Raw genomic sequence first — 13,428 nt, forward strand, 5'->3', positions numbered from 1 at the left:
GCGGTTTCACCGGATTGGCTGACGAACAGGGCCGCGGTGCCTTTGGTGATGACCGGGTCACGGTAGCGGAACTCTGACGCGATATCGATTTCCACCGGAAGGGCTGCGAGTTGTTCAAACCAGTACTTGGCCGTCATGCAGGCGTAAAATGCTGTACCGCAGGCCACCATGGTCAGGCGTTCGATCTTGGTGAAATCAATCTCGTCGGGCAGAGCAATATCGGTGCCGTCATCCGTCAGATAGTGGCGGATGGCCTCGCCGATGACGGTGGGCTGTTCTGCGATTTCTTTGGCCATAAAGTGCTTATGGCCACCTTTGTCGACCTGCGCGCTGTCGATCGCGATTTTCTTTTTCGCGCGATTGGCCAGCTCTCCGGCCTCATTGCGAACTTCCAGGGAAGTGCGCGTCAGGACTGCGCTGTCGCCTTCTTCCAGATAGGTGATTTCATCTGTCAAAGGCGCAAGCGCGATGGCGTCAGACCCGACGTACATCTCGCCGTCGCCATGACCAATCGCCAGCGGAGACCCTTTGCGGGCGGCCACGATCAGATCCTCTTCGCCCTCAAACAAAAAGGCGAGCGCAAAGGCACCGTCCAATTTCGCCAAAGTCTTGTGGGCCGCATCAACGGGGGCGTCGCCGGCCTCCATGAACATCTGGGTCAAAAGCGCGATGGTTTCTGTGTCGGTTTCGGTGGTGAAACCATAGCCCGCCGCAGACAGCTCTTCGCGCAGCTCGCGGAAATTCTCGATGATGCCGTTGTGCACAACCGCGACCGGACCTGCCTGATGGGGGTGGCAGTTATAGACCGAGGGCGCGCCATGCGTGGCCCAGCGTGTATGGCCGATCCCGGATTTGCCGGGCAGGGGGTCGTGGACCAGCAGGTCTGACAGGTTCACCAGCTTGCCGACCGCGCGCCTGCGATCCAATTCGCCATTTTGAACAGTCGCGATGCCCGCACTGTCATAGCCGCGATATTCAAGCCGCTTGAGCGCTTCGACCAAAATAGGCGCCGCCTCGTGGTGCCCCAGAACGCCAACAATTCCACACATTACGATTTATCCTTAGAAAGTTTGGCTTTCTTGGCGCGCAGCATCTCAAATAGTTTGCGGGCCATGCCGGGTTTTTCAATCTGTTGAGCCCGTGCCAGAGCCAACGCACCGTCGCCCACGTTTTTCGTGATGACCGAGCCGCTGGCTGTCATGGCCTCGTCTCCGATGGTGACAGGGGCAACAAGCATGGTGTTTGAGCCGATAAAGGCGTTCTTGCCGATGGTCGTCTTGTGTTTCATGACGCCGTCGTAGTTGCAGGTGATTGTCCCCGCGCCGATGTTGGATTTCTCGCCAATGGAGGCATCGCCGACATAGCTGAGGTGGTTAACCTTGGCGCCTTCGTCAATCTGGGCGTTTTTGACTTCGACAAAGTTGCCGATGCGCACGTCTTCGGCCAGCTCTGCACCGGGGCGCAGGCGCGCATAGGGGCCCACAACACCCCCGCGGGACACATGCGCGCCCTCAAGGTGGCTGAAGGCGCGGATGGTGGCACCGGATTCGACGGTGACCTCGGGGCCAAAGAAAACATTGGGCTCTATGACCGTGTCTCGACCGATGACTGTATCATGCGCCAGAAAGACCGAGCTTGGGTCGACCAATGTGACCCCGTCTTCCATCAGGGTGATACGCGCGCGGGTTTGAAACGCGGCTTCGGCCTCGGCAAGATGCACGCGGGAATTCACGCCCATAGTTTCGGACACGTCACAAGAAATGGCTGTCGCGGTCAGCCCTTTGTTGCGGGCGACTTCGACGATGTCAGTAAGATAGTATTCGCCAGAGGCGTTCTCGCTGTCAGTGGCGTCCAGCAAATCAAACAGGATGTCGCCCTTCACCAGCATGACACCGCTGTTCATGAAATCGATGGCTCGGGTGGCGTCATCGGCATCTTTGTATTCCGTGATCGCGGTCAGCTGATCGCCATCCATCACCAGACGCCCGTATTTTTCCGACGTGCTGTCGGTAAAGCCCAGCACAACGATCGCATTGTCCCCACGCGCATCAACCATGCGTTCCAGCGTGTCAGGTTGTACAAAAGGCGTATCGCCGTAGAGCACCATGACATCGCCATCAAAGCCCTGCAGCGAGTCGCGCGCGGCCATCACCGCATGGCCCGTGCCTTTCTGCTCTTCTTGCAGAACGACCTGTGCGGCTTCATCCCAGCCCTCTGCAGCCGCCTTCACAGCCTCAAACCCGTGACCGGCAACAACGACGGTTTTCTCTGGCTGAAGCGAGTCGCCTGACTTCATTGCGTGGATCAATAAGGGCGCGCCTGCAATTTCATGCAGCACCTTTGGCAAGTCAGAGTTCATCCGCGTGCCTTTGCCCGCTGCGAGGATGACCAACGCAATACTCATATTATTTTCTCTTTGTAATTCGTGCGTGCCCGTTTTATCCGAGTGCAAAGACGGTGCAAGTCTGGATACCATCAAAGATGGTTGCGACTTGTAACAGGGCTGGGCAGAAAGTCGCCACGCGTTTTGGCGGCTTGTGGGGGCAATGATGCGGAAAACCGTGGTTTTTGATTTGGATGGCACGCTGGCCGACACCAGTGGTGACTTGCTTGCAGCGGCAAATTATTGCTTTCGGGACATGGGGTTAGGCGATGTTCTTACACCCGATCGCGACGCGGGCGTTGCCCTGCGGGGAGGGCGGCGGATGCTGACCGTTGGGCTTGAACGCACGGATCGTTACAAGCCTGAAACCGTAGATCAATATTACCCGGTGTTGCTGAAGGCCTATGGCGAGACAATCGCGGCGCATACCCAGATCTACCCACGCGCTATGGAAACAATAGAGGGGCTCAAATCCCTTGGTTATGGCGTTGGGATCTGTACGAACAAGCCCGAAAAACTGGCCGATCAGCTGCTGCGCGAGCTGGGGGTCAGAGACGCATTTGAGGCCCTGGTCGGGGCCGATACGCTGACAGTGCGCAAACCCGATCCTGCCCCTTTGGTCGAGACCGTTCAGCGCCTTGGCGGAGAGATGCCGCATACCCTGTTGGTAGGTGACAGCGACACGGATCGCAACACGGCCAAAGCCGCAGGCGTGCCGTCGGTGCTTGTCACATTCGGGCCAAGTGGCGATGATATGGCTGCCCTGACACCCGAAGCTTTGATGTCGGACTACAGCGAGCTACCTGACATCGTGGAACGGCTGATCGGCACGGCCTGATTGCCTGTGCCCTGCATTTAACAAAGTGAACACGACGCCCATGACTGAGATTTTCACCGGTAATTTCACCCAGCAAGAACCGATCCCGCAAGAGGGCATCGACGCCGCGATGGCGGTTCTGCAAAGCGGGCGTCTGCATCGCTATAACGTCGCCGAGGGCGAGCTGGGTGAGGTGTCGTTGCTGGAGCAGGAATTCGCACGCCAGTTGGGTGTGAACTATTGTCTGGCGGTCGCGTCCGGAGGCTATGCGATGGGCGCGGCTTTGCGCGCGATGCAGGTAGCTCCGGGGGACAAGGTGCTGACCAACGCCTTCACTCTGGCCCCGGTTCCGGGTGCGATTGCATCTGTCGGAGCAGTGCCTGTTTTCGTTGGCGTCACCGAAGATTTGGTGATTGATCTTGAGGACTTAGCGGCCAAAGCGCATCTCGCTGATGTGCTGATGCTTAGCCATATGCGGGGGCATCTGTGTGACATGGAAGCCCTGATGGACATCTGTCAGGCGCATAATATCCGCATTATCGAAGACTGTGCACACACAATGGGCGGCAGCTGGAAAGGCAAGCCGTCCGGTCTTTGGGGGGATATGGCCTGTTATTCCACGCAGACCTACAAGCATGTGAATTCGGGCGAAGGCGGTTTGCTGGTGTCTGATGATCCCGACCTTATGGCGCGGGCGACCATCTTGAGCGGGTCGTATATGCTCTATGAACGCCACGGTGCGGTGCCACCCGCTGAGGCGTTTGAAAAGATCAAATACCAAACGCCGAATGTTTCTGGCCGGATGGACCACCTGCGCGCGGCAATCCTGCGTCCGCAATTGCGGGATTTGGATCAACAAGCGGAACGCTGGAACGAGCGCTACCGGACAGTTGAACAGGGGCTTCGCGACACGCCGGGCCTGACGATTGTCGAGCGCCCGGAGGAAGAGTATTTTGTCGGCTCGTCTATTCAGTTTCTGTTGCTTGACTGGTCATCTGCCAAGGTCAACGAGGTCATGGATCGCTGCAAAACGCGCGGCGTAGAGTTGAAGTGGTTTGGTGGACAAGAGCCTGTCGCCTTCACATCGCGTTATGCGTCCTGGGCCTATGCTCCGACTGAACCCATGGCGCGATCAGACCGGATCTTGGACGGGATCATGGATATGCGCATCCCACTGACCTTCAGCGTCGAGGATTGCGCCTTGATCGCACGGATCATCAAATCCGAGGTCGGCGTGGTATTTCAGTCGGGCGACTGAGGCCGCGCCCCCCAAACGTAATCGCCGTTCCCTCAATCAATCGCGACCCATAGAACGTCGCGTCGCAAGGCAGCTTGCGCGCTTGCCAGATCCTTTGCGTTGAGTCTATAAATGAACAAATGTTCAATAAACGGACCGACCCATGTTTATGCACTCGATGAAATTTGATCTGCCCGAGGAAATCGACGCAATTCAGGAGGTTGCGCATCGATGGGCGCAAGAGCGGGTCAAGCCGCTGGCCAAAGATATTGATGCCAACAATGCTTTTCCAAACGAGCTTTGGCGCGAAATGGGAGAGCTGGGCCTGTTGGGTGTCACCGTCGAAGAAGAGTTCGGCGGCGTCGGTATGGGCTATCTGGCACATGTGATTGTGGTCGAAGAGATCGCACGGGCGTCTGCTTCGGTGTCGTTGTCTTACGGCGCGCATTCGAACCTGTGTGTGAACCAGATCAAGCTGAATGGCACGGCGGAACAAAAGGCCAAATATCTGCCAAGACTGGTATCGGGCGAGCATGTTGGCGCGTTGGCGATGTCTGAAACCGGCGCTGGATCTGACGTTGTGTCCATGAAACTGCGCGCGGAAAAGCGGAACGATCGTTACGTCCTGAACGGTAACAAATTCTGGATCACCAATGGCCCGGATGCGGACACTTTGGTGGTTTACGCAAAAACCGATCCCGAGGCGGGCTCGCGCGGGGTGACGGCCTTTTTGATCGAAAAAGAGATGAAGGGTTTCACGACCTCGCAGCACTTTGACAAACTGGGGATGCGCGGCTCAAACACTGCCGAGCTGATCTTCGAAGACGTCGAAGTGCCGTTTGAAAATGTGCTGGGCGAAGAGGGCAAAGGCGTCCGCGTCCTGATGTCCGGCCTGGACTATGAACGTGTCGTGCTGTCGGGCATCGGTACCGGCATCATGGCCGCCTGTCTGGACGAGGTGATGCCCTATCTGAAAGACCGCAAACAGTTCGGCCAGTCCTTGGGGGACTTCCAGCTGATGCAGGGCAAAATCGCCGATATGTACACCGCGATGAACTCCTCGCGTGCCTATGTCTATGAGGTGGCCAAAGCCTGTGATCGCGGCGAAGTCACCCGTCAGGATGCAGCGGCTTGTGTGCTTTATGCCTCGGAAGAAGCGATGAAAGTGGCGCATCAGGCGGTGCAGGCCATGGGCGGCATGGGCTTTATGAATGAAACACCCGTCAGCCGGATCTTTAGAGATGCCAAGCTGATGGAGATCGGCGCAGGGACATCTGAAATCCGGCGCATGTTGATCGGCCGCGAACTCATGGGAAAAATGTAATGAAATTAAACTCTTCTGCCATTACAAGTTCAGAGGGTTTCAAGGCGAATGTCGCCGGGCATCTTGAGGCTTTGAAACAGATCAACGACGTGGCCGCAGCTGCTGCTTTGGGCGGGGGCGAGAAGTCGCGCGAACGCCATCTGAGCCGTGGCAAGATGTTGCCGCGCGAGCGGGTTGCCAATCTGCTGGATCCGGGTTCCCCCTTTCTAGAGGTCGGCGCGACCGCCGCACACGGCATGTATGACGGTGCAGCCCCCTGCGCGGGCGCGATTGCCGGTATCGGGCGGGTCATGGGCAAAGAGGTCATGGTGGTCTGCAATGACGCCACCGTAAAAGGCGGCACCTATTATCCGATGACCGTGAAAAAGCACCTGCGTGCTCAGGAAATCGCCGAAGAGAGCCATCTGCCGTGTATTTATCTGGTCGACAGCGGCGGTGCGAACCTGCCCAATCAGGACGAGGTTTTCCCAGACCGCGACCACTTTGGCCGAATTTTCTATAATCAGGCCCGCATGAGCGCAAAGGGCATTGCCCAGATCGCGGTGGTTATGGGATCCTGTACGGCTGGTGGTGCCTATGTGCCTGCGATGTCGGACGTCTCGATCATCGTCAAAGAGCAGGGCACGATTTTTCTGGCAGGCCCGCCACTGGTTAAGGCGGCCACCGGAGAGATCGTCAGCGCCGAGGATCTTGGAGGCGGTGATGTGCACACGCGTTTGTCGGGTGTTGCGGATTATCTGGCCGAAGATGACGCACATGCGCTGGCGCTTGCGCGTCGCGCGGTGGGCAATCTGAACATCGAAAAGCCCACCACCGTTGCCTGGCAGGCGTCCGAAGAGCCAGCCTATGATCCCGCGGAAATTCTGGGCGTTGTGCCCACAGACCTACGCCAGCCCTATGACATCCGCGAAGTGATCGCGCGGCTTGTAGACGGCTCGCGGTTTGACGAGTTCAAGCCGCGCTTTGGCGAAACTCTGGTGACTGGCTTTGCCCATGTGAAAGGCTGCCCCATTGGGATCGTTGCCAATAATGGCGTTCTGTTCTCGGAAAGCGCTCAAAAGGGCGCGCATTTCGTAGAACTTTGCTCGCAACGCAATATCCCCTTGGTTTTCCTGCAGAATATCACAGGCTTTATGGTTGGGCGGAAATACGAAAACGAAGGCATTGCGCGCCACGGGGCGAAAATGGTGACCGCAGTTGCGACCACCAATGTGCCTAAGGTGACCATGCTTGTTGGTGGCTCTTTTGGCGCTGGCAACTATGGCATGAGCGGGCGGGCCTATTCGCCACGGTTCTTGTGGACCTGGCCGAACTCTCGGATTTCGGTCATGGGCGGGCCTCAGGCGGCAGGCGTTCTGGCAACGGTTAAACGTGACGCGATTGAACGCTCTGGTGGTGCGTGGTCAGAGGCCGAGGAAGCGGCCTTTAAACAGCCTACGATCGACATGTTCGAAGAGCAGGGCCACCCGCTCTATGCCTCGGCTCGGATGTGGGACGACGGCATTATCGATCCACGCAAGAGCCGCGATGTGCTGGCGCTGAGCCTGTCGGCTGCGCTGTGTGCTCCGATCGAAGAAACAAAGTTTGGTGTGTTCCGGATGTAAGGCGTGGGGGCCAGCCCCCACACCCCCGGGATATTTGATGCAAGAGAAATGAGAGGGTTCTGGAGATGTTTCAGAAAATCCTGATTGCCAACCGCGGCGAAATCGCCTGCCGCGTGATTGAAACAGCCCAGTCCATGGGGGTGGCCTGTGTGGCCGTGCACTCGGATGTGGATGCGCAAGCCAAACATGTGGCGATGGCCGATGAAGCGGTAAGCCTTGGCGGTGCGGCCCCGGCCGAGAGCTATTTGCGGGGCGATGCACTTATTGCTGCGGCGCAAAGCACGGGGGCCGAGGCCATTCATCCGGGCTATGGCTTTCTGTCGGAAAACCCAGAGTTTGTGGACGCGGTTGAAGCAGCAGGGCTGGTCTTTATCGGGCCAAGCTCGGATGCGATCCGTGCGATGGGGCTGAAGGACGCCGCCAAGGTGCTGATGGAGCAGGCAAATGTGCCTGTGGTGCCTGGCTATCACGGCGAAACGCAGGATGCGGATTTTCTGGCGCAACAGGCCGCAGAAATTGGCTATCCGGTGATGATCAAAGCGGTCGCAGGTGGCGGCGGCAAGGGCATGCGAATTGTAGAGACCGCAGATGGGTTTGCCGAGGCGCTTGCAAGTGCGCAGGGCGAAGCCATGACCGGTTTTGGCAATGCGGATGTTCTGATCGAGAAGTTCATTCAAAACCCGCGGCACATCGAAATTCAGGTCTTTGGCGACGGAGTGCGTGCGGTGCATCTGTTTGAGCGGGATTGTTCGTTGCAGCGGCGTCACCAGAAAGTTCTGGAAGAAGCGCCAGCACCTGGCATGACCGCAGAGGTGCGCGAGGCCATGGGGCAGGCAGCTGTCCGGGCGGCCGAGGCCATCGGGTATAAAGGCGCGGGCACGGTTGAGTTTATTGTGGACGGGTCAGACGGGCTTCGGGCGGATCGCTTTTGGTTCATGGAAATGAACACGCGTTTGCAGGTGGAACATCCGGTAACTGAGGCCATCACGGGTGTTGATCTGGTGGAATGGCAGCTTCGCGTCGCAAGCGGCGAGCCGATTCCAGTGGCGCAGTCGGACCTGACTCTGACCGGCCACAGTTTTGAAGCGCGGCTTTATGCAGAAGATGCCAACAACAATTTCCTTCCGGCGATTGGGCGGATCTCGCATCTGGAGTTCTCGGAAGGGTGCCGCGCAGACAGCGGTGTGCGGGCAGGGGACGAGATCTCGCCCTTTTATGACCCGATGGTTGCCAAGCTTATTACCTATGGCGCCACCCGCGACATTGCTTTGGCCAAAATGCGGCGTGCTTTGGCGGAAACGCATTTGGCGGGCACGGTCACCAACCTGGGCTTTCTGGCGCAATTGGCGGCCCACGAAGGATTTGCCAAAGGCGAGGTCGACACAGGCTTGATCGCGCGGGACTATGATCAGCTGATTGAGGCCCAGGGTGTGACTGCAGAGCTTGCGGCGCAGGCCGGATTGTTTGCTGTCTTGCCAACGCTTGGGCGCGACAGCGGGTTTGCCCTGTGGGGTGCGCTGCGTCAGAGTCTTGAACTTGCGCAGGGCGACGATGTTTTTGGCGTGTCTGTTCAGGTGCACAGCCCAGATCACGTATCGGTCGAGGTGCAGGAGCAGATGTTTGACTTTGTGCAAAAGGCAGGCATGTGGTCCGCTGATGGTCAGGCCGTCCATGCCCATGCGATCGCGCAGGATCAGATCACGGTTTTTGCCGCACAAGCAGTTGCGTTTCAGATCAAGGATCCGCTGGATCGTGCAACGGATAATGATGCCTCGGGCAATTCTGTTGCTGCGCCGATGCCCGGTGTTGTGAAGGCCCTGTTCGTGTCTGCGGGCGATACAGTGCAAAAAGGCGACCGACTGGCTATTCTGGAAGCCATGAAAATGGAGCACGCGCTTTTGGCTGGTATGGACGGGGTTGTTTCTGAGGTGCCCTGCACCGAGGGCGGCCAGGTCAACGCCGGAGACGTGCTTATCCTGATGGAGGAGGCGTCTGAATGATCGTTTTGCACCATATTCCTTACTCACGGTCTATGCGCATCATGTGGCTGTTAGAGGAGATGGGGCTGACCTATCAGGTCGAACGCTATTCGATCACAGATGGGTCGCTGCGCGCACCGGCCTATTTGCAAAAATCGCCGGGCGGGCGTGCGCCTGCGCTTGAGATAGAAGGGCAGGCGGTGTTTGAAAGCCCGGCCATCACGGAATACTTGTGCGAGACCCACCCTGATTTGGGCTTTGGGCGATTGGCGGGTGATGTGGAACGCATCCCGTTTCTCCAGTGGCTGTCCTATGCGGAAACGCAGGCCAGCATTATCGCGTCGCTAAATCTGCAAATGGTGTTCTTGCGTCCGCCTGCGAAAGCGTCACCGGTTGTGTTGAAACTCGAAGTGGCGCGGCTGCGGGCTTCGGTCAAAATGCTGGAGCAGGCGCTGACGGTGCAGGATTGGTTGTTGGCCTCGGGGTTTTCGGCGGCGGATACGATGATGGGCTTTAACCTGTTTGCGGTGCCCTTCTTTGTGGATCTCGAGCCTTTCCCGGCGGTGCGCGCGTATATCGAACGCATCCACCAGCGTCCTGCTTATCAGGCGGTTCTGGACGCGGAAGGGCCACAGCAGTTTTACGCGCAAGATTTCTATCCAGTTCCAGAGGCATAAATGTCTGAAAAAGTCGAAATATTCGAAGTGGGTCCACGCGATGGGCTGCAAAATGAAAAGCAGCATATTCCGACGGCTGACAAAATCGCTCTGGTGGATTGCCTGAGCGCGGCAGGGTTCAGGCGCATCGAGATCGCAAGTTTCGTGTCGCCCAAATGGGTGCCGCAGATGGCTGATTCCGCAGATGTGTTGGCCGGGATCACGCGGGTGGATGGCATTTCCTATGCGGCACTGACGCCCAACATGCGCGGGTTTGAAGGCGCGGTTGCGGCGAAGGCGGATGAGGTTGCGATCTTTGGATCGGCGTCAGAAGGCTTCTCTAGGGCCAATATCAACGCGACAATCGCGGAAAGTCTGGCGCGGTTTGGACCGGTGGCCGAGGCGGCAAAGACGCAGGGGATTGCGGTGCGTGGATACGTAAGCTGTGTCAGCGATTGTCCTTATGATGGCCCCGTCGAGCCCGCTCAGGTGGCCAAAGTCGCGAAAGCGTTGTTGGACATGGGGTGCTATGAAATCTCGCTGGGAGACACGATCGGACAGGCGAGCCCTGAGCGGATTGATGCGTTGCTAGAGGCGGTTTCTGCGGTTGTTCCGGTGGAAAAGCTGGCGGGGCATTATCACGACACCTCTGGCCGGGCGCTGGACAATATCGAGGCGTCGCTTGCACGCGGCGTGCGGGTGTTTGATGCCGCAGTTGGTGGCTTGGGTGGGTGCCCCTATGCGCCCGGTGCCGCGGGCAATGTGGCGACCGAGGCGGTGAACACGCGGCTGACGGCCCTTGGATACGACACGGGCCTAGATGCAGACATCATTGAAAAGGCCGCTGAAATGGCCAGAGCCATGCGGCAAGGAGCCTAAAATGCAGGCATTCGACACGATCTCTATTCAAACAGATGAACGCGGCGTTGCGACGTTGTTGTTGGACCGTGCGGAAAAGCACAATGCTTTGTCGGCGCAGATGATCCAAGAGATCACGGAGGCAGCCAAACAGTTGGGTGAGGATGATGCCGTGCGGGTGGTTGTCCTGAAGGGCGCTGGCAAAAGCTTCTGTGCCGGTGGCGATCTGGGCTGGATGCAGGACCAGATGGCGGCCGATCCCGTCACACGTGGCCGCGAGGCCAAGGCCTTGGCGATGATGCTGTTTGCTTTGAACTCGATGCCAAAGCCTTTGATCGGCTGTCTTACGGGCAATGCCTTTGGCGGTGGTGTCGGCATGGCCGCGGTCTGCGATGTCGCGATTGCGGCAGAGGGGATCAAAATGGGGCTGACCGAAGTTCGTTTGGGTCTGATCCCGGCCACCATTGGGCCATATGTGATTGCCCGCCTGGGCGAAGCAAATGCGCGTCGGGTGTTTATGTCGGGCCGGCTGTTTGATGCGGCAGAGGCACTTGATCTGGGCGCGGTGTCAAAGGTAGTTGCGCCAGATGCCATGGATGAGGCGATCGAGGCAGAAATTAAACCCTATTTCGCGGCGGCGCCAGAGGCGGTTGCACGGTCCAAAAGGCTGGCGCTTTATCTGGGCAGCAACATCACCGAGGCCACGATCGATCACAGCATTGGTGAATTGGTGGCCTGTTGGGAAAGCGAAACCGCGAAAGAGGGCGTTTCCGCCTTTTTTGAAAAACGCAAAGCGAATTGGGTCGTCTAGGGCAAAGGAATTGTAGCTCCCACGCTGTCTAAATTACCCAGCTAAAAGGCGATGTGCTCGGCATGTCGCCTTTTTTTGCGATCTGCGCGGGTCTTCGTGGATGCAGTGGCAAAAAATGTAGCAACAGCCGCTTTTTTCAAGGATTCCGCAACGTCACCCGGTGGGGTGATCCGCCGCATATTTAGTGCGGGTTTATAAATGCTTCACAAATTGAGGTGAGAGGGTGCCCTTATGGTTGACCCCAAATGAGGGCACAGGTAAACCCACGATGATTGATACAGCCATCTGACTGCACACTGCTGTGCATGAAAGGAGCCACCCTGTGGAAGAGATGCTGAGGGAGTACCTCCCGATCCTCGTATTTCTGGCCATCGCTATTGCACTTGGCCTTGTTCTTATCCTTGCCGCTTTTGTTGTTGCCGTTCGAAACCCCGACCCCGAAAAGGTCAGCGCTTACGAGTGTGGTTTCAATGCGTTTGACGATGCACGGATGAAGTTCGATGTCCGGTTCTATCTGGTCTCGATCCTTTTCATCATCTTCGATCTGGAAATCGCGATGCTCTTCCCTTGGGCGGTTGCGTTTAAGGATATCTCGATGGTGGGTTTCTGGTCGATGATGGTCTTCTTGGGCGTCCTGACCATTGGCTTTGCCTATGAGTGGAAGAAGGGGGCCTTGGAATGGGAGTGATCACCGGAGCAAACACAGCGGGTGTCGACAAAGAAGTGGCGACACAGGCGCTGAATGCAGAGTTGCAGGACAAAGGCTTTCTGCTGACCTCCACCGAGGACATTATCAACTGGGCGCGGACCGGTTCGTTGCACTGGATGACCTTTGGTCTGGCGTGCTGCGCGGTCGAGATGATCCAGCTGTCCATGCCGCGTTATGACCTTGAGCGTTTTGGCACCGCGCCCCGCGCATCCCCGCGTCAGTCGGATCTGATGATCGTGGCGGGCACGTTGACCAACAAAATGGCTCCGGCACTGCGCAAAGTTTACGACCAGATGCCAGAACCGCGCTATGTGATTTCCATGGGATCCTGCGCGAACGGTGGTGGGTATTACCACTATTCCTATTCCGTCGTGCGTGGCTGTGACCGGGTTGTTCCGGTGGATGTCTATGTGCCGGGCTGCCCTCCGACGGCTGAGGCGCTGCTTTATGGTATCCTTCAGCTGCAACGTAAAATCCGTCGCACAGGGACATTGGTACGATGAGTGACGCACTGAAAGAACTGGGCGCTCTGATCGAGGCCAAGCGGACCGATTGCGTATTGGCATGGGACGTCACGTTTGACGAGTTGAACATCGATGTTGCGCCAAGCAACCTGCTGGCATTTGTCGAGTTCCTGAAGACCGAGCCAACCTGCAAATTCTCGACGCTGATCGACATCACCGCCGTAGATTACCCAGAACGCGCCAAGCGGTTTGACGTGGTGTACCACTTCCTGTCGATGCATCAGAACCAGCGGGTACGCCTGCGCGTGTCCATCCGGGACGAAGACATGGTGCCGTCGATTGTGCCAGTCCACGCCGGTGCGAACTGGTTTGAGCGTGAAGTCTTTGACATGTTCGGGATCATCTTTACCGATCACCCGGATCTGCGTCGCCTGTTGACCGACTACGGCTTCCGCGGCCATCCGCTGCGCAAAGACTTCCCGACCACCGGTTATACCGAAGTGCGTTATGACGAAGAGCTTAAGCGCGTGGTCTATGAACCCGTCAGCCTGACCCAAGAATACCGCCAGTTTGATTTCATGTCCCC

13 protein-coding genes are annotated in these 13,428 nt (G+C 57.7%); 11 read left to right on the forward strand and 2 right to left on the reverse strand.

Annotation, left to right across the window (positions count from 1 at the left end):
- Positions 1 to 1,049 (reverse strand): glutamine--fructose-6-phosphate transaminase (isomerizing) (gene glmS / locus ACEQWH_RS15680; RefSeq protein WP_370232415.1); only part of this gene is annotated, 1,049 nt, incomplete at its 3' end.
- Positions 1,049 to 2,404 carry a bifunctional UDP-N-acetylglucosamine diphosphorylase/glucosamine-1-phosphate N-acetyltransferase GlmU gene (gene glmU, locus ACEQWH_RS15685; protein ID WP_370232417.1) on the reverse strand — a complete coding sequence of 452 codons (1,356 nt, stop codon included), beginning with the start codon at positions 2,402 to 2,404 and terminating at the stop codon, positions 1,049 to 1,051. The genes glmU and glmS, both read right to left, overlap by 1 nt.
- A gap of 142 nt (positions 2,405 to 2,546) precedes the next feature.
- Between glmU and ACEQWH_RS15690 the strand changes: the two genes are divergently transcribed.
- From ACEQWH_RS15690 to ACEQWH_RS15740, 11 genes are all read left to right on the forward strand, one after another.
- The gene (locus ACEQWH_RS15690) at positions 2,547 to 3,221 is read left to right on the forward strand and encodes an HAD-IA family hydrolase (protein ID WP_372521410.1); all 675 of its coding nucleotides are present in this window, start codon (positions 2,547 to 2,549) and stop codon (positions 3,219 to 3,221) included.
- Between the two features lie 40 nt (positions 3,222 to 3,261).
- Positions 3,262 to 4,458: a DegT/DnrJ/EryC1/StrS family aminotransferase gene (locus tag ACEQWH_RS15695; protein ID WP_370232420.1), complete on the forward strand. Its 1,197-nt coding sequence runs from the start codon at positions 3,262 to 3,264 to the stop codon at positions 4,456 to 4,458.
- 142 nt (positions 4,459 to 4,600) lie between these two features.
- Positions 4,601 to 5,761 (forward strand): isovaleryl-CoA dehydrogenase, encoded by a 1,161-nt coding sequence (locus ACEQWH_RS15700; protein WP_370232421.1) that lies wholly within the window; start codon positions 4,601 to 4,603, stop codon positions 5,759 to 5,761.
- Positions 5,761 to 7,365 (forward strand): carboxyl transferase domain-containing protein, encoded by a 1,605-nt coding sequence (locus tag ACEQWH_RS15705; RefSeq protein ID WP_370232423.1) that lies wholly within the window; start codon positions 5,761 to 5,763, stop codon positions 7,363 to 7,365. Before ACEQWH_RS15700 ends, ACEQWH_RS15705 begins: the two co-directional genes overlap by 1 nt.
- Positions 7,366 to 7,430: 65 nt before the next feature.
- Positions 7,431 to 9,365 (forward strand): biotin carboxylase N-terminal domain-containing protein, encoded by a 1,935-nt coding sequence (locus ACEQWH_RS15710; protein WP_370232425.1) that lies wholly within the window; start codon positions 7,431 to 7,433, stop codon positions 9,363 to 9,365.
- Positions 9,362 to 10,021, forward strand: a complete 660-nt coding sequence (locus ACEQWH_RS15715; RefSeq protein ID WP_370232427.1) for a glutathione S-transferase family protein — start codon at positions 9,362 to 9,364, stop codon at positions 10,019 to 10,021. The genes ACEQWH_RS15710 and ACEQWH_RS15715 overlap by 4 nt, the downstream gene beginning before the upstream one ends.
- Complete coding sequence (locus tag ACEQWH_RS15720) at positions 10,022 to 10,879, forward strand: hydroxymethylglutaryl-CoA lyase (RefSeq protein WP_370232429.1); 858 nt, start codon at positions 10,022 to 10,024, stop codon at positions 10,877 to 10,879.
- 1 nt (position 10,880) lies between these two features.
- Entirely contained in the window at positions 10,881 to 11,669 is a 789-nt protein-coding gene (locus ACEQWH_RS15725) for a crotonase/enoyl-CoA hydratase family protein (RefSeq protein ID WP_370232431.1), read from the forward strand.
- Positions 11,670 to 11,991: 322 nt separating this feature from the next.
- Positions 11,992 to 12,357 carry an NADH-quinone oxidoreductase subunit A gene (locus tag ACEQWH_RS15730; RefSeq protein ID WP_370232433.1) on the forward strand — a complete coding sequence of 122 codons (366 nt, stop codon included), beginning with the start codon at positions 11,992 to 11,994 and terminating at the stop codon, positions 12,355 to 12,357.
- Positions 12,348 to 12,881 (forward strand): NADH-quinone oxidoreductase subunit B family protein, encoded by a 534-nt coding sequence (locus tag ACEQWH_RS15735; protein WP_370232435.1) that lies wholly within the window; start codon positions 12,348 to 12,350, stop codon positions 12,879 to 12,881. Before ACEQWH_RS15730 ends, ACEQWH_RS15735 begins: the two co-directional genes overlap by 10 nt.
- Positions 12,878 to 13,428 (forward strand): NADH-quinone oxidoreductase subunit C (locus ACEQWH_RS15740; protein ID WP_370232437.1); only part of this gene is annotated, 551 nt, incomplete at its 3' end. The genes ACEQWH_RS15735 and ACEQWH_RS15740, both read left to right, overlap by 4 nt.

The sequence above is a fragment of the Cognatishimia sp. genome (genome assembly GCF_964229375.1).
In the GTDB taxonomy this organism is placed as follows: Bacteria; Pseudomonadota; Alphaproteobacteria; order Rhodobacterales; family Rhodobacteraceae; genus Cognatishimia.

Coding starts and splice junctions, on each gene's coding strand:
- ACEQWH_RS15710 (WP_370232425.1), top strand. CDS start 7,431: ATGTTTCAGAAAATCCTGATTGCCAACCGCGGCGAAATCGCCTGCCGC.
- ACEQWH_RS15705 (WP_370232423.1), top strand. CDS start 5,761: ATGAAATTAAACTCTTCTGCCATTACAAGTTCAGAGGGTTTCAAGGCG.
- ACEQWH_RS15690 (WP_372521410.1), top strand. CDS start 2,547: ATGATGCGGAAAACCGTGGTTTTTGATTTGGATGGCACGCTGGCCGAC.
- ACEQWH_RS15720 (WP_370232429.1), top strand. CDS start 10,022: ATGTCTGAAAAAGTCGAAATATTCGAAGTGGGTCCACGCGATGGGCTG.
- ACEQWH_RS15735 (WP_370232435.1), top strand. CDS start 12,348: ATGGGAGTGATCACCGGAGCAAACACAGCGGGTGTCGACAAAGAAGTG.
- ACEQWH_RS15725 (WP_370232431.1), top strand. CDS start 10,881: ATGCAGGCATTCGACACGATCTCTATTCAAACAGATGAACGCGGCGTT.
- ACEQWH_RS15695 (WP_370232420.1), top strand. CDS start 3,262: ATGACTGAGATTTTCACCGGTAATTTCACCCAGCAAGAACCGATCCCG.
- ACEQWH_RS15715 (WP_370232427.1), top strand. CDS start 9,362: ATGATCGTTTTGCACCATATTCCTTACTCACGGTCTATGCGCATCATG.
- ACEQWH_RS15700 (WP_370232421.1), top strand. CDS start 4,601: ATGTTTATGCACTCGATGAAATTTGATCTGCCCGAGGAAATCGACGCA.
- glmU (WP_370232417.1), bottom strand. CDS start 2,404: ATGAGTATTGCGTTGGTCATCCTCGCAGCGGGCAAAGGCACGCGGATG.